The following is a 22,047-nucleotide window of genomic DNA, read 5'->3' as shown; positions in this document are numbered from 1 at the left end:
GCAACCGGATCGGGCCACGCCCGGCCGCTGTGACCTGTAACGGGGAGCTGTGAAGTGGGACGACGCATCGTCAAGGCCGGGCTCGCGGCCGGAGCCGCACTCATGCTCGCCGCCTGTGGTGGCGGCAGCGACCCTGCCGCGATCGGAAGCACCGGCGGCGCCGACGGCGGCGGGAAGAACGGCGGCGCCGGAGAGGGCGGGTCCGACGGTGGCGTGAAGACGGCGCCGCTCGGCCGGCCCGGCACCCTCACCGTCTCCTTCTGCCACGACATCCCGAACGGGAACGGTGGGGAGCTCTACGCGCTCACCGTGCGCTCCCTCTCCGCCAAGGACGCCGCCGTCGTCGCCGAGCGCAGCCTCGTCCTGCCGGAAGGCGTCGAGCCGACGTCCGGGTGCGGCAGCGACGGCCCCGACCACGACGAGTCGTCGGCCTTCAACAAGGACTTCACCCAGGTGGCCGCCATCGTCAGCGCCACCACCGACCGGGCCGCCGCCTTCGACCTGACCACGGGCCAGGAGATCTCGCCGCCCGACAAGGACACCTTCGCCAAGCCCCCGAAGAACGACGGAGCCGCGTTCCACCCGGTCACCGGCCGCCTCTGGTACGACCTGCACGATTCCGCCACCGGCTACGCCTCGCGCGACCCGAAGGGCGGCCCGTCGACCGAGGAGCGCGTCGCCGAGGACAAGGTCCCGGACCTCGTGAAGCGGGACGGCGCCACCGCGAACACCATCCTCGCGATCAACGGCGACTCGGTCGCCACCCCCCAGGGCGGCATCGTGGCCACCGGAAACAGCACCTTCGGCCTCCACCTCAGCCGCGTCGACACCCTCCGCTCCGACGGCTTCCTCAGCGAGATCGAGACGGTCGGCCTGGGGGAGAAGGAGGAGTGGTGCGAGCCGTCGTTCTGGCGCGACGCCACCACCCTGGTCTGCAGTGAGTTCAAGCAGCTCACCTTCAGCGCCGACTACAAGAAGGTCCTGAAGACCGAGCAGCTGGTCCCGGAGAACGACCGGATCAGCCTGCCCCCGGTCCTCGCCCCGGACGGCAAGAGCTTCGCCTTCCTCTCCCACGGCGAGGACGACCAGTGGGCCCTGTTCCGCGGCGACTTCAGCGGCGGCCAGCCCGTCAAGATCGGCAACGTGGACAGGCCGATCGACGGCGCGGAGCACCACCGGACCGCCCTGGTCCGCTGGAGCTGAGCCTCTGACGCCGTCGGCCGGCGCTACTGCTTCCGTACGTCGTACAGGGAGCAGTTCTTCACCTGGCCGACGGCGTTCGGGCTCTTCATCGCGATGTCGTACCGCTTCTCGCCCGGGCCGTCGACGGCGACCGTGATCTCGCCCAGGTCGACCGGCGAGCCGTCGCCCCGTTCGAACTCCACGACGATCCGGTAGGACCCCTCCTGCCCGGCCCGTGCCGTGACCCGCACCGCCGCCGTCGTGTCCGCCTTGCGGGCCGCCTTGCCCTTGCGCTTCTTCTGCGCGGGGTCCACGCAGTCGACCACGACGACCTCCAGGCCGGAGGTCGGGGAAGAGGTCGGCGACGGGGTGTACGTGGAGTCGCCCGAGCCGCCGAAGCCGCCCGAGGCGTCGCCGTCGTAGTCGTCGTAGTCGTCGTTCTTCTTCTTGGAGCTGGAGCAGCCTCCACCGGAGCCGCTGCCGCTCTTGCTCCCGCTCTTGCTCTTGCCCGACTTGCTCGTGCCGCCACTGCTGCCGCCGTGGCTGCTCGTCTGGAAGCCGGTGAGCGCGAGCACCACCACCGTGAGGGTGGCCGCGAGCTTCAGCCGTGTGCGGACCATCGCCGCCCCCTGTTCCTTCGTCGTGTTCGCGTCACCCTAGCGCCGCGGCCGGGCCGCGTGGCGGGGCCCCCGCACCCGGCGTAGCGTCGACACCGAGAGCCGGATCGTGAGGAGGCCGAACGATGATCCGCAACGTCGTCGGCTCGGTCCTGGCCCTCGCCGGAGCGACGGCCGCCGTCTGGAGCCCCTTCCGTGCCTGGTACGACGGCCGTCACGGCAGCGACTACCGCATCGAGGACCTGTTCGGCGGCATCACGGACGCCGACTCCGAGGTGATCGGCTCGATCCTGCTGCCCTTCGCCTTCGCCGCCCTGGTCACCCTCGTCGGCATCGTGCTGCGCTCCCGGCTGCTCGTCGCCCTCGCCGGGGTGATCGTGCTGGGCTTCACCATCCTGTGGATGGTGCGGGTCGGGCAGGCCGAGGGCGGGCTGGCCATCGACTCCGGGGGGCAGGGCCTCGGCGACGGGGTCGCGAACGCCTTCGGCGGCGGGGTGCTGCTGCTCATCGGCGCGCTCGTCATGTCCGGGCGGCCCCAGCGACACACCACCCGGGTCGACCGGGCGCCCGCGCACCCGGCGCCCGACGAGCGGGCCCCGGATCCGTACCCGGCGCCCGATCCCGACCACCCGGCGCCCGACGCGTACCCGACACCGCCGTCCCCGTACACGGGCCCGACCCAGACGGCCGGGACGCCGAGCTGGGACCGGGAGCCGCCGCCCCCGGAGCACCGGGCGTAGGGATACGCCTCCAGGGCTACGAGCCCCGGTTGGTCGCCGTCCCCTTCACCGCGTCCAGCGCGTACACGCAGCGGTCCTTGCTGCACGCGTACACGACGCCGTTCCTTGCCACCGGCGAGCCGGTGATCTCGCCGCCGGTCGCGAGCTTCCAGCGGAGCTGGCCGCCGGTCGCGTCCAGGGTGTAGAGCACGTGGTCGGCCGAGCCGAAGTGCACCCGGCCGTCGGCGACGACCGGGGTGCCGATCAGCTCGCCGCCCGCCGCGAAGCGCCACTTCGGGGTGCCGGTGACCGCGTCCAGGGTGTAGAGCGCGCTGCCGCTGCCGACGTGGACGTTGCCCGCGGTCACGAGCACCGGCTCGGTGGACTGGCGGGGCTCGGTCGCGATCCGCCAGCGGTCCTTGCCGGTGGTCGCGTCGAGCGCGTACACCGTGCCGAGGTGGTCGGCGAGGTAGACCCCGCCGCCCGTGACGGCCGGTCCCGGCGCGAAGGCCGGCGGCGACAGGAAGACGGCCGGCGCCTCGAAGTGCCAGCGCACGTGCCCGCTCGCGATGTCGACGGACAGCACCCGGGTACCGGCCGCGATGTACACGCAGCCGTCCTCGGCCGGGGCGACCCGCACCGGCACGTGGGCGCAGGAGGCCGCGTCGCCGACCGGGTACGACCAGCGCTCCACCCCCGTACGGGCGTCCAGCGCCTGAAGCCGGGCGTCGCGCCACACGTACACGGTGTCGCCGTGCACGGCGGGGCCGCCCTCGGGCGTCTCGAAGTCGGTCTGGGCCCCGGTGACCTCCCACAGCTTCGCGCCGTTGGAGGCCTCCCAGCCCTGGACGCCGCCGCCCCTGGTGCCGGTCACGACGGTGCCGCGGTCCACCTGGAGGGAGTACACCCAGGCGTCCGTGTGCAGCCGCCAGCGCTCGCTGCCGTCAGTGGCGTCGAGCGCGTAGAGGGTGGGCCCGTCGGAGGCGTGGATACGGCCGCCGGCGACCGCCATCGACCAGGCCACGTCCCGGGTCTTGAACTGGCGCCGGCCGCTCGCCGTGTCCAGGGCGTGCACCTCGAACGAGGTGACGTAGAGCAGGTCGCCGTCGACGACCGGGGTGCCCCACACGTCGTTGGACATGCGGAAGCGCCAGGGCCGCCAGTGTCCTGGCGCGTCGGGCGCGGACGGGGGCTGCGCCTCGGGGGCCTGGGCGGGGCTCGGCAGTGGGCGGGAGCCCGGCGGCGGGCCGGGCTCGGCGCCGTTCGTGCCGCCGCCGGGCGGGCGGACCCAGCCGGTGGCGGTGCCCGCGGCGGCGCCGAGGCCCAGGCCGACGTGGGCGCGGGTGTCGGCGACCCGGGGGCCGGGGCCGATGGGCACGGCCGCGCCGGCGAGCCGTACGGGACCGGCGTCCGACTCGGCGGGACCGGCGTGCCGGCCGCCGCCGAGGCGGTCCGTGGCCCAGTCTCCGTGGCGGTCCGCGTGCCGGTCCGCGTGCCGGTCGCCGAGGCGGTCGGTATGGCGGTCCCCGTGCGGATCCCCGAGCCGGTCCGTGTGGCGGTCCGTGTGGCGGTCTCCGTGCCGGTCCGACCTGGGGTCCCCGCTCCAGTCGGCGGGCTGCCGGGGCGGGCGGGGCGGCATCTGCGGGCCGGGCGGGGGCGGGGTGCTGCGGCCGCCGCGGCGGGCCTCGATCATGGCGGTGGCGCGCTCGGGCAGCCAGGCCGCCGCCGTACCGCTGTCGTCGCTGCCGGAGCCGAAGAGGTGCGGGGCGAGCTGGGCCTGGAGGTCGGCCGGGGTGGGGCGCCCCGCGACGTCCATCTGCATGCACGAGTCGATCAGCGGCCGCAGCTCGTCGGGCAGCCCCTCCAGGTCGGGGCCCTCGCGCAGCAGCATGAAGACGGTCTCGACCGGGTTGGCGCCATGGAAGGGCGCGTGCCCGGTGGCGGCGAAGACCAGCATGGAGCCCAGCGAGAAGACATCGCTCGCGCCGGTGACGCTGCGCGAGTCGCGGGCCTGCTCGGGGGACATGTAGGCCGGGGTGCCGACGGCGACGTTGGTCATGGTCAGGCGCGTGTTGGAGACGCCGGACGCGATGCCGAAGTCGATCACCCGGGGGCCGTCCTCGACGACGAGGACGTTGGACGGCTTGAGGTCGCGGTGGACGAGGCCGGCACCGTGGATGGACTGCAGGGCCTCGGCGACGCCGGCCGCGAGCCAGCGCACCGCCTGGGCCGGGAGCGGCCCGCACTCGTTCACTATCTCCTCCAGGGAGGGCGCGGGGACGTACGCGGTCGCGAGCCACGGCACGGCGGCGCGCGGATCGGCGTCGACGACGGCCGCGGTGTAGAAGCCGGACACCGCGCGCGCCGCCTCCACCTCACGGGTGAAACGGACGCGGAACAGCTGGTCCTCCGCGAGCTCGGTCCGCACCGTCTTGATCGCCACGCGACGCCCGGACGCCGAGCGCGCGAGATAGACGAGACCCATTCCGCCCGCACCGAGCCGGCCCAGCACCTCGAAGGGCCCGATCCTTCTCGGGTCGTGCTGCGTCAGCTGCTCCACTTGCCTGCCACCTCCCCGTAGGGCCATGAGATTACGGCCCCGTGGACCCTGATTCTTCCTGTCCGAGGCGGTGGTTGCGAACCCGGGGGCAGATCGGGGTGTCCTACGTCATATCGCCGGGCTTTTCATCGGTCCGGGCCCAGATCCGGGAGCCGCCCTCGGCATCGGGATCCGGCTACGGCTACGGCTACGGCTCCGGGTCCGGCTCCGGCTCCGCCAGGATCGCGAAGCGGGCGCCCTGGTTGTCGTGGAGGACGGCGATGCGGCCGTGCGGGGTGTCGAAGGGGTCGGTCGCGATCCGGCCGCCGAGGCGTACGGCGGTGGCGCAGGTCTCGTCGCAGTCGTGGACGGCGAAGTAGACGAGCACGTGGCCGGGCATCTCGGCGGGGAAGGCGTCGGTGATGACGGCCCGGCCGCCGAAGGCGGTGTCGTCGCCCGTTCGGGAGCCGGGCGGGGACCAGACGCGGTAGTCGAAGCCGCTCGAACGGTCCTCATCGGCGGGGTCGACCTGGCGGCCGAGCCACCCGAAGACGGTGGCGTAGAAGGTGTCGACCGCCCCGGGATCGCGGGTGTAGACCTCCATCCAGCAGAAGGCGCCCGGCTCGTTGATCGTCTCGAAGCCGTCGTCCTCACCGGACTGCCGGAGTCCGAAGACGGCGCCACCGGGGTCGGCGGCGAGGGCCAGGACGCCGAAGGGGCCGACGGGGTAGGGCTCCATGACCATCTGCCCGCCTGCCGCCCTGATCCGGGCGGCGACGGTGCCGGCGTCACCGGTGGCGAGGTAGACGGTCCAGGTGGTGGGCATCCGGCCGTCGCGCTTGGGGAGGAGGCCGGCGACGCGGCGGCCGTCGAGGAGGGCCTCGTCGCGGTCGGGGTCGAAGGTCCAGCCGAAGAGCTCGCCGTAGAAGCGCTTGCCCGCCTCGAGGTCGGGAAGCTGCGCGTCCACCCAGCACGGGGTGCCCTGTGTGAATACGGCCATGGCTCCACGCTAGGGTCCTGACCCCTGCGCCGCACCCCTCCAAAAACGAACATATGAGCCTTTAGGGGGGCGGGAGCCCTTGTCCTGCTTGGGTTGTCCACCGAAGTTGTCCACAGGCTGTTAATAAGCCTATCGAGGTGCGGGGTGGTGCCGGACGGGCCCGAGGCGAGCCGGAGGCGGGCCCGCACCCCATTTGCAGTCGGCCGAATCGCGCGCCGATCACCCGTCGGTAAGCTGACGGCATGACAGGACAAGTACGCACCGTCGACGGCCGCGTGGCCGGACGACGCGGCCAGGCGACGCGGCAGAAGCTGCTCGACTGCCTCGGCGAGATGCTCAGCTCCTCGCCTTACCGGGACGTCAAGGTCATCGACGTGGCCCGGAAGGCGGGTACGTCACCCGCGACGTTCTACCAGTACTTCCCTGACGTCGAGGGCGCCGTCCTCGAGATCGCGGAGGAAATGGCCAAGGAGGGCGCGGGGTTGACCGATCTGGTCTCCGGTCGCTCCTGGGTCGGCAAGGCCGGCTGGCAGACCTCCGAGGAACTGGTCGAGGGATTCCTGGACTTCTGGCGCCGGCACGACGCGATCCTGCGGGTGGTGGACCTCGGGGCCGCGGAAGGCGACAAGCGGTTCTACAAGATCCGCATGAAGATCCTGAACTCGGTCACCAACTCCCTGACGGACGCGGTGAAGGAGCTCCAGTCGAAGGGCAAGGTCGACAAGGACGTCAGCCCCGCGGCGATGGCGGGTTCGCTGGTGGCGATGCTGGCCTCGGTCGCCGGCCACCAGAAGGGCTTCCAGACCTGGGGCGTGAAGCAGGCCGAACTGAAGCCGAACCTGGCCCTGTTGGTGCACCTGGGGATCACGGGCAAGAAGCCGACGAAGTAGCCCCCAGGGAGCACCGACTCCCTTCACCCGTCCTGTCGCGCCGGCGGCGGCCCCGTATCCGTACGGGTGCTGCCGCCGGCGTTCCTGTTCCGGGGCGCCGCCCCACCGCGTCAGGGGACGCGGGTCAGCCTGAAGAGCCGTATCTCCCGCTCGATCCGCGCCTGGTACGTCGCGTACGGCGGCCAGAAGGCCAGGACCGCCTGCCAGGCCGCCGCCCGCTCCTGACCGGCGAGCAGCCGCGCCCGTACGGGGAAGCGGTCGCCCCGCCAGCTGATCTCGGCGTCCGGATGGGCGAGCAGGTTGGCGGTCCAGGCCGGGTGCCCCGGGCGGCCGAAGTTGGAGCCGATCAGGAGCCAGGTCCCGTCCGGTTCGGGCATGCAGGCGAGCGGCGTCACGCGCGGCTGCCCGGACTTCGCCCCCTTGGCGGTGAGGATCACCCCCGGCAGCATCCGGGCGCTGAGCAGCACCTTGCCGCGGGTCAGCCGGTGCACGGCCCGGTCCATGGCGGGGATGAAGTGCGGGGCGACCTTGGCGAAGGCGCGGGTGGAGGAGACCTTCTGCATCACGCGGAGCCCGATGGGCATCTAGGCCACCTCTCCGAAGAGCCCGCCGCGTTCGGCGGCGCGGGCGCGCAGCCGGTGGGCGGGGCCGAAGAGGAGCTCGTCGGCGGCCGCGCGCTTGAAGTAGAGGTGGGCGTCGTGCTCCCAGGTGATGCCGATCCCGCCGTGCAGCTGGATCGTCTCGGCGGCGGCCGCGCGCAGGGCTTCGAGGGCCTGGGCGAGGGCGAGCCCGCCGGACTCCTCCTCGTTTTCCCCCTCGTCCAGGACGGCGCAGTAGGTGAGCGAGCGGGCCGACTCGACCTGGACGAGGAGGTCGGCGAGGCGGTGCCTGACCGCCTGGAAGGAGCCGACGGGACGCCCGAACTGCTCGCGGGTGCCGACGTATTCGACGGTGCGGTCGAGGGCGGCGCGGGCGGCGCCGACCGCCTCGGCGGCGAGGGCGACGGCCGCCGTGCGTCCGGTCGCGGCGAGGGCGCCGAGTACGGGGAGCGGCTCGCCCGCCTCATCACCCAGCAACTCGGCTTCGACGTCGCGGAGTTGGATGGTGGCCTGGGAGCGGGTGACGTCCAGGGCGGGTTGCCGGTGTCGTACGAGACCGGTGGCGCCGGTCCGGACGAGGAAGAGCAGGGTGCGGCTGCACGGGAAGCCGCCGGTGTGCGCGGCGACCAGGAGCAGTCCGGCGCTGTGCCCGTCGAGGACGTGGACGGCCTCTCCGTACAGCGACCAGCGCTCGGCGCCGGCCGGCCGGGTCGCCTGGATGCCGCCGGAGCGCCCGCCGCCGGCCCAGGGTTCGGCGGCGTTGTCCCCGGTGAGCCCGAGGGCGAGCGGGAGGACACCGCCGGGAATGGCGAGGGCGCAGGTCAGGGAGCCGTCGGCGATCCGGGGCAGGAGCTCGGCGCGCTGCCGCTCGGTGCCGAGGGCGTGGATCAGCGGGGCGGCGAGGACGGCGGTGGCGAGGAGCGGGGAGGGGGCGAGGGCGCGGCCGGTCTCCTCGCAGGCGAGGGCGAGTTCGGCGGCGGTGCAGCCGACTCCGCCGTACTTCTCGGGCAGGGCGAGTCCGGGCAGGCCGAGGGTGCCGGCCATGGTGGCCCAGAGTTCGGTGTCGTACCCCTCGGGCGTCCGGACGGCGGCGCGGATCTCGGCCGGTCCGGCTCGTTTGGCCAGGAGTTCGCGCAGGGTGCGGCGGATCTCCTGCTGCTCTTCGGTGACGGCGGCGGTACGCATGGGGCTCCCCTCCGTATCTGACGGGGCGTCATGTTAGAGGGGTGTACGACAGAAGCACAGCCCGTCAAGCCCTCGGGATTCCCGGCTATCTGATGTACCGTCAGATTCATGGCCACCACCCCGCGGGACCGCCGCCGTCGCGTCGCCGTCGTCGGCATATCCCTCTCCGACTGCGGCCGCGTCGACGAGGCCACCCCCTACGCCCTGCACGCCCAGGCCGCCCGCCGCGCCCTCGCGGACAGCGGGCTCGACCGCTCGGTGATCGACGGCCTCGCCTCGGCGGGCCTCGGCACCCTCGCCCCGGTCGAGGTCGCCGAGTACCTGGGGCTCCGGCCCCGCTGGGTGGACTCGACCGCCGTCGGGGGCGCCACCTGGGAGGTCATGGCCGCGCACGCCGCCGACGCGATCGCCGCGGGCCACGCCAACGCGGTCCTGCTCGTGTACGGCTCCACGGCCCGCGCCGACATCAAGGCACGGCGCCGGACCTCCAACCTCTCGTTCGGCGCCCGCGGCCCGCTCCAGTTCGAGGCGCCGTACGGCCACACACTGATCGCCAAGTACGCGATGGCCGCCCGCCGCCACATGCACGAGTACGGCACCACGCTCGAGCAGCTGGCCGAGGTGGCCGTCCAGGCCCGGGCCAACGCGGCGCTGAACCCGGAGGCGATGTTCCGGGACCCGATCACGGTCGACGACGTGCTCGACGGCCCGATGATCGCGGACCCCTTCACCAAGCTGCACTGCTGCATCCGCAGCGACGGCGGCTGCGCGGTGCTCCTCGCCGCCGAGGAGTACGTCCCCGACACGGCCAAGGCGCCGGTGTGGGTGCTCGGCACGGGCGAGCACGTCTCGCACACGACGATGTCGGAATGGGAGGACTTCACGGTCTCCCCGGCAGCGGTCAGCGGCCGGCTCGCCTTCGAGCGCGCCGGCGTGAGCCCCTCCGACATCGAACTGGCCGAGATCTACGACGCGTTCACGTACATGACGCTGGTGACCCTGGAGGACCTGGGCTTCTGCGCGAAGGGCGAGGGCGGGGATTTCGTCGGGACGAAGGACCACCTCCCGCTGAACACGGACGGCGGCGGCCTCTCGGCCTGCCACCCGGGCATGCGCGGCCTCTTCCTCCTCGTCGAGGCGGTCCGGCAACTACGCGGCGAGGCCCCGGGCCTCCAGGTCCGCCGCCCGGACGGCTCCCTCCCGGAACTGGCGGTGGCGTCGGGCACGGGCGGCTGGTTCTGCTCGTCGGGGACGGTGGTCCTGGGAAGGGGCTGAGCCACCCGGCCTCCGCGCCGAGAAATCTATACAAGCGTCATAGACAAGCGTGTAGGACATCCGTATAGTCATGGGTGCGGGGCCGGACGGGCCCCGCACCACCCGACAAGGAGTCCTGCCATGACCGGCATCGCCCGCACCGCCAAGACCGTCCTGATCTCCGGCGCCTCGATCGCCGGCCCGGCCCTCGCCCTCTGGCTGCACCGCTACGGCTTCGCGCCCACCGTCGTCGAGCGCGCCCCCGAACTGCGCACCGGCGGCTACAAGGTCGACCTGCGCGGCGGCGCCATCGAGATCTGCCGGCGGATGGGGATCCTCGACGAGGTCCGCGCCCACTCCACCGACATGGACGGCGGCTCGTACGTCGACTCCCGGGGCCGCACGGTCGGGGAGCTGCCGGCCGAGATCTTCGGCGGCCGGGAGGAGCAGGACGACGAGATCATGCGCGGGGACCTCGCCCGCATCCTGTACGAGCGCACGCGGGACGACGTCGAGTACCTGTTCGGCGACTCCATCGCCGCGCTCGACGACGACGGCGACGGCGTGGACGTCACCTTCGAGAGCGGCAACCGCCGCCGCTTCGACCTGGTGGTGGGCGCGGACGGACTGCACTCGAACACCCGGCGGCTCGTCTTCGGCGACGAGCGGCGGTTCAAGCGCCACCTCGGCGCGTACATCTCGATCTTCACGGCCCCCAACCGCCTGGGCCTGACCCGCTGGGAGACCTACCACGCCCGCCCGGACAAGCTGATCTCCGTCTACAGCACGGCCGGTGAGGGCGCGCACACCGCCAAGAACTGCTTCGTCTTCGCCGCCCCCGCCGAACTCACCTACGACCACCGGGACACCGACGCCCAGAAGCGCCTCCTCGCGGACGCCTTCGCCGGCGACGACTGGGAGATCCCGCGGCTGATCGCGGACTCGGCGCACGCCGACGACTTCTACTTCGACTCCGTCGCGACCATCGAGATGGACCGCTGGTCCCGGGGCCGCGTCGTCCTGCTCGGCGACGCCGCCCACTGCACCTCCCCCGCCTCCGGCCAGGGCACCGGCCTCGCCCTCACCGGCGCGTACGTCCTGGCCGGCGAACTCGCGGCGGCGGGCGGCGACCACGCGGCGGCCTTCGCGGCGTACGAGGAGGTCATGCGGCCGGGCGTGGAACTGAACCAGCGGTTCGCGGCGTCCTTCGCCAAGGAGATGACGGTCTCCTCGCGCTGGAAGATCGCCCTGCGGATGTTCATGGTGCGCACCCTGCCGAAGACCCCCTGGAAGAACCTGATCGCGAAGAAGATCCGCGAGGAGATCCAGAAGGCGGCGAACGCGGTGCCGGTGAAGGACTACGCGACCTTCGAGACGGTTTGAACGAGTTCGAAAACCTCTTCCGAACAGCCGTGCCGATTGTTACGATCACGCCTTCGGGCCAGGGCTGCCGGAGGGGGCGGCGCGCGAGACGCGACCGCGAAAGGCGCCGCCCGATGCCTGAACAGGCTCCTGGAGGGGACTCTCGTGAACCAGAACCCGCGCACCCGCGCCCGCACGCAGACAGCGCTCGCCGTCGCCACGACCTTGGCCATCGCGGCCGGCCTCACCGCCGCGACCACGGTCTCGGCCACGGCCGCACCGGCGGCCCCGACCGCCACCGACGAGGTCGTCGTCCCGAACCCCGGCCGCTTCCAGCCGCGTGGTGAGGAACTGGGCCAGGCCGGCGACACGGGCTACGCCCACCGCCGGGAGGGCGGAGGCGGCTGGGCCTGGAGGGACACCGGGACCGGCGCGGAGACGGCGATCACCGAGGAGCAGGCCAAGGGCCACTCGGGCCTGTACGCCACGGTCGACGAGGACCCGGAGATCACCCTCGACCGCGTCACCGTCAAGGAGGTCGCCACCGGCCAGGAGCGCCTCAGGCTGACGCTGCCGGGCAACCGGCGGTTCGCAGGGGCCTACACCACCGACACCGTGGTGACGACGGGAGGCGCCGACCAGGCGCAATACGGCTCGTTCCAGCTGCAGCAGGTCAAGGACGGCAAGACCACCGAGGTTCCGGTGACGGGGCTCCTGGGGACCTTCGACGAGCTGAGCGTGGTCCGGCAGGACGCCCACGGCGCCTTCATCCGCGTATGGCAGGAGGGGCACCTCTTCGAGCAGGACTACCTCCTCGACTACGCGACCGCGACGCTCAAGGGCACGGCGATGACCGGCGAGGGCGTCGTCGTCTCCCTGGGCGCCGAGCGCATCGCCTACTACGACGTCGTGAACAACCGCGCGTTCACCGCACCGCGCGCCACCCCCGCGGCGACCACCGAGACGCAGGTGCCGGCGCTTCAGGACACCTGGGAACCGGTCGTGACGGCCGTCGGCGACTGGCTCCTCGTCACCGAGAGGGCCTCGGACCGCACCGCCACCACCGGGGGCAACCCGCTGCGGGCCGTCCGCCTCGACACCGGCCAGGTCGAGGAACTCCTGCCGCACGCAGAAGCTCAGCTGGCGACCGCACCTGACGGCAGCGTCCTCGCCGTCGGCGGCACGGGCGCCGACGCCTGGGCCGTACGCCGCGTCACCGTCGGCGAGAACGGCGTCCCCACGCTCGCGACGGTCGCCGACGTACCGGCGTACCCCGCGCACTTCGCAGGCATCGCCCTCGGCGGCGGCCGGCTGAGCTACCTGAGCACCGACCTCCCCGGCATCGACGCCGTGGGCCTTCACGACGTCGACACCGACCTGGCCGCCACCCCGCCCACGGCCGGCGCACCGAAACTGCGGACGAGGCTCATCGCACCGTCCTCGCCGGGTCTGGTCTCGCTCGGCGACGGCGACTCGGTGTACTCCGACGGCAAGCGCCTGTACGCCCGGACCGACGGCACGACCTCCCGCACCGCGGACCTGCCGGTCGCCAACGCCACCGTGATCGACGGCGCCGGTCGCTACGTGCTGGCCGAGCACGGCACCACGAAGTACGTCGCCGACCTGGAGAACGGCAATCCCGACCGGCCGGACGTGCTGCTCACGCTCACCGACTCCGCCGCGGCGCTGTGGCACGACAAGGTCTGGAAGCCGGCCGACACCCCCGGCCACGTCAACACGTACGACCTGGACGAACTCCGCACCGTCGGCGACGTCGACCTCGGTTCCGGCTGTCGGCCGACCGAGCTCCAGGCCGTCAGCCGGTGGCTGTACTGGGCCTGCGGAGCCGACAAGGCCGGTGTCTACGACATCGACCAGAAGAAGAGCGTGCCGGTTCCGGCGGGGGAGGCCCTGCTCGGCGACGGCTTCGTCGTGCGCCACGAGGGCGACAAGCTGAAGCTGACCGCCGCCGCATCCGGCGCGACCAGGGACTTCGCCGACCTCCCGGCCGGAATGGGTTCGGGCCGCCGGTCGACCTGGACCGTGGACAAGTTCGGCGGCGGTATCGCCTACCTCGACGCCGAGAAGAACATCCACGTCAAGAGGTCCGGCGCGACTCCCCAGAGCCTCGGCGCCGTGACGCACTCGATCGGCCCCGTCACCTTCCAGGGCGCCGGTGTCGAACCCGGCCCCGCCACCTGGTCCCCCGTGTTCCGCTTCTCCAAGCCGGTCGGCTCCTGGGAGCTGCGCATCGCGAAGGGCAACGGCGAGGGCGTCCGCTCCCTCACCGGCACGCGCGGCACCGGTGCCGCCGCCCGCCCGCAGTGGGACGGCAAGGACGCGCGGGGCCGCGCCGTCGAGTCCGGGCAGTACCGCTGGGAGCTCGTCGCCCGTCCGCTGGACGGCGTCGGACCCTCGCAGTCGTTCTGGGGCGCGTTCGGCGTCACCGGCAGCTCGCTCACCACGCTGCCCGGCACCTACTCCCCCGTGACGCCCGCCCGCCTCCTCGACACCCGCTCCGGCCTCGGCGCCCCGAAGGCGAAGGTCGGCCCGGGCGGCACGGTCCGCCTGAAGGTGGCCGGCCAGGCGGGGGCGCCCGCCGAGGGGCTCACGGCGGTGGTCCTCAACGTGACCGCCACCAACGCGACCAAGGCGAGCTTCGTCTCCGTCTACCCGTACGAGACGCAGCGCACGTCCGCCTCGAACCTCAACTTCACGGCCGGCCGGACCGCCGCCAATCTGGTGACCGTCCCGGTCGTCAACGGCTGGGTGGAGCTCTACAACAAGAACGGCTCCGTCGACCTGCTCGCCGACATCGCCGGCTACTACACCGAGGGCACCGCGGGCTCGGCCTACCAGCCCGTCACCCCGACCCGTCTCCTGGACACCCGCACCGGCACCGGTGCGCCGAAGGCGAAGGTCGCGGCAGGCGGCACCGTGACGCTGGCGGTCACCGAGCCGGGGGTCACCGCGGTCGCCATGAACGTGACGGCGACCAACGCGACGGCGGCGGGCTTCGTCTCGGTCTACCCGTACGGCACCGCCCGTCCGGACGTCTCGAGCCTCAACTTCGCGGCCGGGCAGACCGTTCCGAACCTGGTGATCGTCCCGGTCAAGGACGGCAAGGTCACCTTCTACAACCGGGCCGGCACGGTCGACCTGCTCGCCGACGTCGCCGGCTACTTCAAGCCGGGCGCCGGATCGGTCTTCACCGGCATGCAGCCCAAGCGGCTGATGGACACCCGTGACGGCACCGGCGTCCCCAAGGCCAAGGTCGGCCCGGGCAAGACGGTTTCGCTCACCGTCGGCACGAAGTACAAGGCCGTCGTCCTCAACGTCACCGCGACGAACCCGACCGAGGGGAGCTTCGTCTCGGTGTACCCGTACGGGACGGCCCGCACCTCCGCGTCGAGCCTCAACTTCTCCACCGGGCAGACCGTGCCCAACCTGGTGATCGTCCCCGTCAAGGACGGCAAGGTCACCTTCTACAACAAGAACGGCTCGGTCGACCTCATCGCGGACGTGACCGGCTACTACACCGACTGATACCGCCGTCGCGCGGCCCGCACCACCCGCCGCAGGGCCTCATGATGGGCGACATGAATGAGTCGCGCTTCATCGAGGCCCTGCGGTCTTCCCGTGTCTGGGAAGCCGAACTGCCCTCCTTCGACCCGTCCGACGTGCCCGCCGAGCCGGTCGCGCTGTTCCGCGCCTGGTTCACGGCCGCGGTGGACGCCAAGGCCGCCGAGCCGCACACCATGGCGCTCGCGACCGTCGGCGAGGACGGGCGGCCGGACGTACGGATCGTGATGCTGCACGACGCGGACGCGCGCGGCTGGCACTTCGGCTCGCACGCGGGCAGCGCGAAGGGCCGGCAGCTCGCCGCCCGGCCCGAGGCCGCCCTCACCTTCTACTGGCCGGTGCAGGGCCGCCAGGTGCGGGTGCGCGGCCGGGTCGTCACCGGGACCGCCGAACAGGCGTACGCGGACCTGCACGCCCGGACCACCGGCGCCCTGGCCGCCGCGCTCGTCGGGCACCAGAGCGAGGTCCTCGGCTCGCTCGACGAGCTGGCCGGGGCGAGCGCGGCGGCCTGGGAGCGGGCGCGGCGCGAACCGGACGCGCCCGCCCCGGGCTGGACCGTGTACGTGGTGGAGCCGGCGGAGGTGGAGTTCTTCCAGGGCGACGCCCAGCGCCGCCACGTACGGCTGCGCTACCGCCGTACGCCCGGGGGAGGTTGGGACCGCGAGCTGCTGTGGCCGTAGGCGACGGGGGCGCGGCCCGACCGGACCGCACACCCGCCCCCTCTGCGCCGCGCCCGCTACACCGCCGCCAGCGCCAGCGTCGGCGACTGCCTCGACGCCCGCACGGCCGGGTAGAGGCCCGCCACCGTGCCGATCGCCAGGGTCGCGGCGAATCCGCCCGCCGCCGCCCACGGCGGGACCACCCAGGGCAGTCCGCCGGTCGACGCGTACACCGCCGTCGCCGCCGCGCCGAGCGCCACGCCCGCGAGCCCGCCGAGACCCGAGAGCATCAGGGACTCGGTGACGAACTGGAGCCGGATCTGACCCCTGGTCGCGCCGAGCGAGCGGCGCAGGCCGATCTCGTGACGGCGCTCCAGGACAGAGATGATCATGGTGTTGGCGACGCCGACGCCGCCCACCAGCAGGGCGATCCCGCCCAGGCCCAGGAGCAGCGTCGAGAACGCGCCCTCCGTCGCCGCCTTCGCCTTGAGCGCCGACGACGGGTCGCCGACCGAGACGTTCTGCGGGTTCTGCGGGTCGATCGTCGGGGCCAGGAGCCGCTGCACCTGCCGTACGGACGCGTCCGTGGACCGCTCGTACACCGCCGTCGGGTGCCCGTCGAAGCCGAGCAGCCGCTGCGCGCCGGTCCAGCCCACCAGTGCCGAGCGCTCGATCTCGGGGGCGAGCGGCAGCGGGTCGAGGATGCCGACGACGGTGAAGTACCGGTCGTCGATCCAGACCTGCCGGCCGGGCCGGTCGACGCCGAGCCGTTCGGCCGCGACATGCCCCAACACCACGGACGGATAACGGCCGTTGGCGGCGTTCAGCCAGGTCCCGGACCCCATAGTGCCGCGCAGCACGTCGAGCAGCCCCTCCGTCGCCGCCTTCACCGCGATGCCGCCCGTCTCGCCCTCCGGGATCTTCTCCGAGCGGCGCACCGATCGGGCGAGGTCGCCCGTGCCGCCCGCCTTCTCGACGCCCTCGATCCGGCCGACCATGCCGACCGCGTCCTCGGGCAGCTTGACCTGCTGACCGCTGAACATGCCCTCGCCCGGCTTCGCGACCAGCATGTTCGTGCCGAGCGCGTCCAGCTGCCGCAGCAACTGCGCCTGACTGGAGGCCGAGATGCCGACCACCGCGATCATCGTCGCGATGCCGATCGCGATACCGAGCGCCGAGAGCACCACGCGTACGGGGCGGCTGCGCAGCCCGGCCGAGCCGACGTGCAGGACGTCGCGCGGCCCGAGCCGGGCGGCCTTCAGCGCACGAGCGCGAGCGCGACCGCTGCCACGAGCACGACCACTTCTGCGACCGGCCATCAGACCACGACCTTTCCGCGGGCCGTGTCCGCCACCACCCGGCCGTCCTTGATCCTGACCTGGCGCGGCAGTCTTCCCGCGATCTCGGTGTCGTGGGTGATGACCGCGATCGTCGCGCCCTCCGCGTTCAGCGTGTGCAGCAGGTCCATGACGGCCTCGCCGGACGCCGAGTCCAGCGCGCCCGTCGGCTCGTCCGCGAGCAGCAGATCGGGCTGTCCGACCACCGCCCGGGCGATCGCGACGCGCTGCTTCTGGCCGCCGGAGAGCTCGTGCGGCCGGTGGTGCATCCGGTCGGCGAGGCCGACCCGGGCCAGCGCCTCGGCGGCCATCGCCCGACGCCTGGGCCGGGGCAGGCCGGAGTAGAGCAGCCCTTCGGCGACGTTCTCCAGCGCGCCGACGCCCGGCACGAGGTGGAAGGCCTGGAAGACGAAGCCGATGTGGCGGGCGCGCAGCGCGGACAGCCGCCGGTCGGTGAGCGCGGCGATGTCGTGCCCGGCGATCGCGACGGTGCCGCTCGTCGGACGGTCCAGGGTGCCGACGATGTGCAGCAGGGTCGACTTGCCCGAGCCTGAGGGGCCGACGATGCCGACCAGCTCGCCCGCACCGACGGTCAGGTCGACGCCGTCGAGGGCGCGGACACCGCCCGCGTACTCCTTCACGACGCCTTTCAGCTCCACGACGTGCTCACCGACGGGCGAACTGACGGGTGCCTCGCCCTCGCTCGTGCCCACGGGCGCCTCGCCCTCGCTCGTGCCCACGGGCGCCTCGCCCTCGCTCGTGCCCACGGGCGCCTCGCCCTCGCTCGTGCCCACGGGCGCTTCGACCTCGCTCATGCCGACGGCACCCCGACCTTCATGCCCTCGCGCAGCCCGCCCCCGCTGATCTCCACCCGGCCCTGCCCGAACATCCCGAGCTCGACCTTCACGTCCCTGGCCCTGCCGTCCTCCACCACCTGGACGCCGAAGCCGCCCTCGGGCAGGGCCAGCAGGGCGTTGACGGGTACGGACAGGACGTCCTGGCGGGTCTCGCCGGTGAGGTCGACGGTGACCGGCGACTGGTCGACGCCGTCGGCCTTGTCCGGGTCGTCGAACGAGACGGTGATGTCGATCTTCGGGGTCTTGTCCTGCGGGTCGTCGCCCGCCGTCGCGGTCTTGCCGACGGCCGACACCTTCCCCGGCAGCTGCGTGCCGTCCGGCAGCGTCACCTGCACCCGGGTGCCGGCCTTCGCCGAACCGGCCTCCGACGCGGGCACCTTAAAACTCACGACCCGCTCCGAGCCGGTCACCGTGAGGACCGGGCCGCCGGGCGTGACCCGGTCGCCGGGCGCGATCCGGCCGTCGCCGCCGGAGCCGCCGCCCGAGCCCGAACCCCCGCCCCCGCCCGGCTCCTTGACCCGTACGGCGCTGCCCGCGAAGGCGATACGGTCCGGACCGACGGTGCCGGTCTGCTTCAGGTCGTGGGACTTCTGCCAGCGCTTGACGGCGGCGGCCGTCTTCGCCGTGTACTCCTCGTCGACGTCGAAGCCGGTGAACCCGAGCGCGGCCAGGTTCTCCTCCAGCTGCCGTACGTCCTTGCCCTTGTCGCCCGTCTTGAGCGTCCGGTACATGGGCTCGGAGCCGTACATCAGCCGGACCGCCTCGCCGTCGACCTCGTAGAGCCGCCCGTCCCGCTTCACGACCGAACCGCTCGGGGCGAGCCAGGTCAGGGTCCCGCCCGCGCCGCCCGCGTTGATCTTGCGCTCGCCGAGGTGGCCGAGGGTGCCGTCCTGCTGGGAGCTGTTGCTGAGGTCGCCGCGGGTGATCGTGCCGGTGGCGGGCGGCAGGCCCCTGGAGCCGGCGGCCCCGGTCTTCGGCTGCTCCGGGCCCGCGGACAGGGCGGTGACGGCGGCGCCCGCGCCCGCGACCGCGACGATCGCCGCGAGGGCGACCAGCAGCCTGCGCCGGCCCATCGGGCGCTCCCCGGCGCTCATCGGCCCACGCCCTCGCACGCCTTGGCGGCCTTCTCGAACTTCTGCTTCTCCACGCCCTGCGGTATCGGCATGGCCGCCTGCCCGCCGCCCCCGAACTTCGGGTCGGGCATGTCGAAGCCGTTCTCGCGCATGCACTTCGCGTACGCGAGCGCCTTGTCCTTGTCGGCCTGCGTCGGCTCCTTGCCGAAGCCGGCCCCGCCGCCCGCCTTGCTCTGGCAGGCCTTGAACGCCTTCTCCATCTTCTCCTTCGACATGCCGTCGCCCCCGATGGTGAGCCCGACGCCCTGCTCGCCCGGCTTGGGCTCCGGCACGTCGAGGCCCTGCTCGCGCAGGCACTTGCGGTGCTCGAAGGCCTGGTCGGCCTTCTTGCCCTCCTCGCTCACGCTCCCGTCGTCCTTCCCGCCCGCTCCGGAGGAACCGGCACAGGCGGTGGCGAACAGGGAGAGGGCGGCGGCCAGGGACGTGGCGGCGGCCGCGCGGGTGATCCGTCGAATCGTCATGGCGTGGAGGGTGCAGCGAAGGGATGTTTCGCTTCTCTCAGCGGTTTCGTTTACACCGGCGAAAGGTCCCTTTCGGATACACAGGGGCCATGCGCGTACTGGTGGTGGAGGACGAGGCCTTCCTCGCGGAGCTGATCGCCGAGGGGCTGCGCCGCGCCGCGCTCGCCGTGGACGTGGCGGCCGACGGCCTCGAAGCCCTGCGGAAGCTGCAGCTCGGCGAGTACGACGTGCTCGTCCTGGACCGGGACCTGCCCGGCATACACGGCGACGACGTGTGCCGCCGGGTGGTCGAGCAGCGGCTGATGACCCGGGTCCTGATGCTCACGGCGGCGGGTACGGTACGGGACCGGGTCGAGGGCCTGGGGCTCGGCGCCGACGACTACCTGGCCAAGCCCTTCGCGTACGACGAGCTGCTCGCCCGCGTCCTGGCCCTGGGCCGGCGCGCCCGGCCCGCGCTGCCGCCCGTCCTGGAACGCGCCGGGATCGTCCTGGACACCGCCCGCCGCCAGGCCAGCCGCGACGGGCGGCACCTCCAGCTGTCCCGCAAGGAGTTCGGGGTCCTGGAGGCTCTGCTGCGGGCCGAGGGCGCGGTGGTCAGCGGCGAGGACCTGATCGAGCAGGTCTGGGAGGAGCACACCAGCTACCGCACGAACGCCGTCCGGGTCACCCTGAGCAAGCTGCGGGCCAAGCTGGGCGAGCCGCCGGTGGTGGAGACGGTGCCTGGCGCGGGCTACCGGATCGCGTCGTGAGGGCCGCCGTGAGCCGGATCGCGACGCCGATTCCCTTCCGCAGCGAACGGGCCCGCCTCACCGCCCTGTACAGCGGGCTGCTCGTCCTCGCCGGCGCCCTCCTCACCGGCGTCGTGTACTTCCTGGTGAAGGAGGGCCTGTACTCGTCGATCAGCATGGCCGTCACCACCGCCGTACCGGCCCAGCGCCTGGAGGCCCTGCCCAGCCGCCTGCCGAGCGGTGCGCCCAGCGCCGCGCCGGCGAGCCCCGCCGCCCCGAGCCCCGGGGCGAGCGTGGTCCCCGGTGTCCTCGCGGTCACCCGGACGGTCAGCGACGCCGCCGAGTCCGCCGCCCTCGACCGCCTCCTCACGGTCTCGCTGATCGTCCTCGGCTGCTACGCGATCCTGTCGATCGCGCTCGCCTGGTGGACGGCCGGACGGGTGCTCGGACCCATCGCCGTGATCACGGACACGGCCCGGCGGCTGTCCGGCGAGAACCTGCACGAGAGGATCGCCCTCGCCGGGCCGCCCGGCGAGCTGAAGCGCCTCGCGGACACCTTCGACGGCATGCTCGGACGGATGGAGCAACTCGTCTCCGCCCAGCAGCGGTTCGCCGCCAACGCGGCGCACGAGCTGCGCACCCCGCTGGCCGTGCAGCGCGCGGCGGCGGAGATCGGCCTCGCGGGGGAGCCGTCCCCCGAGCGGGTGGCGCGGATCCGGTCGAAGCTGATCGAGGTCGCCGACTCCAGCGAGCGGCTCATCGAGGGGCTGCTGCTGCTCGCCGCCTCCGACCAGGGGCTGAAGGAGCGCCGCCGGGTGGCGGTGGACGAGCTGGCCCGGCGGGCGGCGGGCGCGCTCGCGGGCGAGGCGGCCGAGCACGGGGTGCGCGTCGTCGTACGGGCCGGGCCCCTGGCCGTGGACGGAGACCCGGTGCTGCTGGACCGGCTGCTGCACAACCTGCTGGCGAACGGGGTGCGCCACAACGTCCCGGACGGCCGGGTGGAACTGCGCACCGGTCCGCGCGGGATCGAGGTGACGAACACCGGTCCCGAGGTGCCGCCCGCCACCGTCCCCCTGCTCTTCGAGCCCTTCCACCGCCTGACCGCCCGCACGCACGGGCCCGGGGAGGGCGCGGGCCTCGGCCTGTCGATCGTCGACTCGATCGCCCGCGCCCACGGGGCGAAGGCCAGGGCGACGGCCAACGCGAAGGGCGGCGGGCTGACCGTACGGGTCACCTTCCCGCCGGACACCCCCTAGTTCCGCTCGACCGGCCCTGCCCGACCCGCCCTGCTCGACCGGCTCCGCTCGACCGGCCCTGCCCGACCGGCCCTGCCCGACCCGTCCCGCTCGACCGGCCCTCCCCGACTCGTCGGTTTTGGACAGATCCTCGATCGTCAGACCCGGGTCAGACTCCCCAGCCCCGACCACACCAGACTCATCAGCGTCGTCGCCGCCTGCCGGGGCGCGACCCCGCCCGCGCCGTTCGCCCAGTTCGCCAGCGACTCGGCCGCACCCACCAGCGCCTGCGCCAGCCCCTCGGCGTCGCACGGCCCCCGCGCCGCGCCGCGGATCAGCACGCCCACGTACGCGGCGATCTCCTCCCGCATCCGCTCCGCCTCCGTCGCGAACGGCTCCCCCTGCGCCCGCGACTGCCGGCTCAGCACCGCCCACGCGTCGGGATGCTCCGCGGTGTGCGTGAAGAACGCGAGGACCCCGTCCCACAGCCGCTCCTCCGCCGCCCCTTCCCCCTCCACGGCGACGGCCACCACCGACAGCAGCGCCTCGGCCTCGCGCCGGATGCACGCGGTGAACAGCTCCTCCTTGGAGCGCAGATACAGATAGACCAACGGCTTGGACACGCCCGCGAGTTCGGCGATCTCGTCCATCGACGCCGCCTGGTACCCCCGGCGCCCGAAGGTCCGCACGGCCGCGTCCATCATCTGC

At 73.2% G+C, this 22,047-nt stretch carries 19 protein-coding genes; 9 read left to right on the top strand and 10 right to left on the bottom strand.

Going from position 1 to position 22,047, the window contains the following annotated elements; genetic code table 11:
* The first annotated feature begins 54 nt into the window (after nucleotides 1-54).
* The gene (locus ACIGEZ_RS26680) at nucleotides 55-1,203 is read left to right on the top strand and encodes a hypothetical protein (RefSeq protein WP_399835480.1); all 1,149 of its coding nucleotides are present in this window, start codon (nucleotides 55-57) and stop codon (nucleotides 1,201-1,203) included.
* Nucleotides 1,204-1,226: 23 nt separating this feature from the next.
* Here ACIGEZ_RS26680 and ACIGEZ_RS26675 read toward each other — a convergent pair whose 3' ends face one another.
* Nucleotides 1,227-1,802 carry a hypothetical protein gene (locus tag ACIGEZ_RS26675; protein ID WP_399835478.1) on the bottom strand — a complete coding sequence of 192 codons (576 nt, stop codon included), beginning with the start codon at nucleotides 1,800-1,802 and terminating at the stop codon, nucleotides 1,227-1,229.
* Between the two features lie 122 nt (nucleotides 1,803-1,924).
* On the opposite strand from ACIGEZ_RS26675, the gene ACIGEZ_RS26670 reads away from it, so the two are divergent.
* Nucleotides 1,925-2,539, top strand: a complete 615-nt coding sequence (locus tag ACIGEZ_RS26670; RefSeq protein WP_399835475.1) for a hypothetical protein — start codon at nucleotides 1,925-1,927, stop codon at nucleotides 2,537-2,539.
* 16 nt (nucleotides 2,540-2,555) lie between these two features.
* On the opposite strand, the gene ACIGEZ_RS26665 is transcribed toward ACIGEZ_RS26670, so the two are convergent.
* Together ACIGEZ_RS26665 and ACIGEZ_RS26660 are read right to left on the bottom strand one after the other, a co-directional pair.
* Nucleotides 2,556-5,078: a PQQ-binding-like beta-propeller repeat protein gene (locus ACIGEZ_RS26665; protein ID WP_399835473.1), complete on the bottom strand. Its 2,523-nt coding sequence runs from the start codon at nucleotides 5,076-5,078 to the stop codon at nucleotides 2,556-2,558.
* Between the two features lie 187 nt (nucleotides 5,079-5,265).
* Nucleotides 5,266-6,057, bottom strand: coding sequence for a VOC family protein (locus tag ACIGEZ_RS26660; RefSeq protein WP_399835470.1), 792 nt, complete (start codon nucleotides 6,055-6,057; stop codon nucleotides 5,266-5,268).
* Nucleotides 6,058-6,299: 242 nt separating this feature from the next.
* Here ACIGEZ_RS26660 and ACIGEZ_RS26655 point away from each other — a divergent pair, with 242 nt between their 5' ends.
* Entirely contained in the window at nucleotides 6,300-6,947 is a 648-nt protein-coding gene (locus ACIGEZ_RS26655; protein WP_382541633.1) for a TetR family transcriptional regulator, read from the top strand.
* A 110-nt stretch (nucleotides 6,948-7,057) separates the two neighbouring features.
* On the opposite strand, the gene ACIGEZ_RS26650 is transcribed toward ACIGEZ_RS26655, so the two are convergent.
* Both ACIGEZ_RS26650 and ACIGEZ_RS26645 read right to left on the bottom strand, forming a co-directional pair.
* A complete protein-coding gene (locus ACIGEZ_RS26650) occupies nucleotides 7,058-7,531 on the bottom strand; it encodes a nitroreductase family deazaflavin-dependent oxidoreductase (RefSeq protein ID WP_399835468.1) in 474 nt (157 codons plus the stop codon).
* Entirely contained in the window at nucleotides 7,532-8,731 is a 1,200-nt protein-coding gene (locus ACIGEZ_RS26645; RefSeq protein WP_399835466.1) for an acyl-CoA dehydrogenase family protein, read from the bottom strand.
* Between the two features lie 108 nt (nucleotides 8,732-8,839).
* Here ACIGEZ_RS26645 and ACIGEZ_RS26640 point away from each other — a divergent pair, with 108 nt between their 5' ends.
* The 4 genes from ACIGEZ_RS26640 (at nucleotide 8,840) to ACIGEZ_RS26625 (ending at nucleotide 15,609) form a co-directional block, all read left to right on the top strand.
* Nucleotides 8,840-10,006: a thiolase C-terminal domain-containing protein gene (locus tag ACIGEZ_RS26640; protein WP_399835465.1), complete on the top strand. Its 1,167-nt coding sequence runs from the start codon at nucleotides 8,840-8,842 to the stop codon at nucleotides 10,004-10,006.
* 120 nt (nucleotides 10,007-10,126) lie between these two features.
* Nucleotides 10,127-11,368 (top strand): FAD-dependent monooxygenase, encoded by a 1,242-nt coding sequence (locus ACIGEZ_RS26635; RefSeq protein WP_399835463.1) that lies wholly within the window; start codon nucleotides 10,127-10,129, stop codon nucleotides 11,366-11,368.
* A gap of 144 nt (nucleotides 11,369-11,512) precedes the next feature.
* Nucleotides 11,513-14,893: a hypothetical protein gene (locus ACIGEZ_RS26630; RefSeq protein ID WP_399835460.1), complete on the top strand. Its 3,381-nt coding sequence runs from the start codon at nucleotides 11,513-11,515 to the stop codon at nucleotides 14,891-14,893.
* Between the two features lie 53 nt (nucleotides 14,894-14,946).
* Nucleotides 14,947-15,609: a pyridoxal 5'-phosphate synthase gene (locus tag ACIGEZ_RS26625; RefSeq protein ID WP_399835458.1), complete on the top strand. Its 663-nt coding sequence runs from the start codon at nucleotides 14,947-14,949 to the stop codon at nucleotides 15,607-15,609.
* A gap of 56 nt (nucleotides 15,610-15,665) precedes the next feature.
* Here the strand turns inward: ACIGEZ_RS26625 and ACIGEZ_RS26620 are convergent, their stop codons facing one another.
* From ACIGEZ_RS26620 to ACIGEZ_RS26605, 4 genes are read right to left on the bottom strand one after another with little or no spacing between them, the layout of a single operon-like run.
* Entirely contained in the window at nucleotides 15,666-16,907 is a 1,242-nt protein-coding gene (locus tag ACIGEZ_RS26620; protein WP_399835455.1) for an ABC transporter permease, read from the bottom strand.
* Nucleotides 16,907-17,740, bottom strand: a complete 834-nt coding sequence (locus ACIGEZ_RS26615) for an ABC transporter ATP-binding protein (protein ID WP_399835452.1) — start codon at nucleotides 17,738-17,740, stop codon at nucleotides 16,907-16,909. The genes ACIGEZ_RS26620 and ACIGEZ_RS26615 overlap by 1 nt, the downstream gene beginning before the upstream one ends.
* On the bottom strand, nucleotides 17,737-18,876 hold the full coding sequence (locus ACIGEZ_RS26610; protein WP_399835449.1) for a peptidoglycan-binding protein: 1,140 nt from the start codon (nucleotides 18,874-18,876) through the stop codon (nucleotides 17,737-17,739). Before ACIGEZ_RS26610 ends, ACIGEZ_RS26615 begins: the two co-directional genes overlap by 4 nt.
* A complete protein-coding gene (locus tag ACIGEZ_RS26605; protein ID WP_399835446.1) occupies nucleotides 18,873-19,376 on the bottom strand; it encodes a hypothetical protein in 504 nt (167 codons plus the stop codon). Before ACIGEZ_RS26605 ends, ACIGEZ_RS26610 begins: the two co-directional genes overlap by 4 nt.
* A gap of 89 nt (nucleotides 19,377-19,465) precedes the next feature.
* On the opposite strand from ACIGEZ_RS26605, the gene ACIGEZ_RS26600 reads away from it, so the two are divergent.
* Nucleotides 19,466-20,125 (top strand): response regulator transcription factor, encoded by a 660-nt coding sequence (locus ACIGEZ_RS26600; protein WP_399835445.1) that lies wholly within the window; start codon nucleotides 19,466-19,468, stop codon nucleotides 20,123-20,125.
* The gene (locus ACIGEZ_RS26595; RefSeq protein WP_399835443.1) at nucleotides 20,122-21,360 is read left to right on the top strand and encodes an ATP-binding protein; all 1,239 of its coding nucleotides are present in this window, start codon (nucleotides 20,122-20,124) and stop codon (nucleotides 21,358-21,360) included. Before ACIGEZ_RS26600 ends, ACIGEZ_RS26595 begins: the two co-directional genes overlap by 4 nt.
* 137 nt (nucleotides 21,361-21,497) lie before the next feature.
* Here ACIGEZ_RS26595 and ACIGEZ_RS26590 read toward each other — a convergent pair whose 3' ends face one another.
* A complete protein-coding gene (locus tag ACIGEZ_RS26590) occupies nucleotides 21,498-22,043 on the bottom strand; it encodes a TetR/AcrR family transcriptional regulator (RefSeq protein ID WP_399835855.1) in 546 nt (181 codons plus the stop codon).
* Between the last annotated feature and the right edge of the window lie 4 nt (nucleotides 22,044-22,047).

Source organism: Streptomyces sp. NPDC085481 (assembly GCF_044541845.1).
Taxonomy (GTDB): Bacteria; Actinomycetota; Actinomycetes; order Streptomycetales; family Streptomycetaceae; genus Streptomyces.
This window is presented reverse-complemented; position numbering and strand designations above follow the sequence as displayed.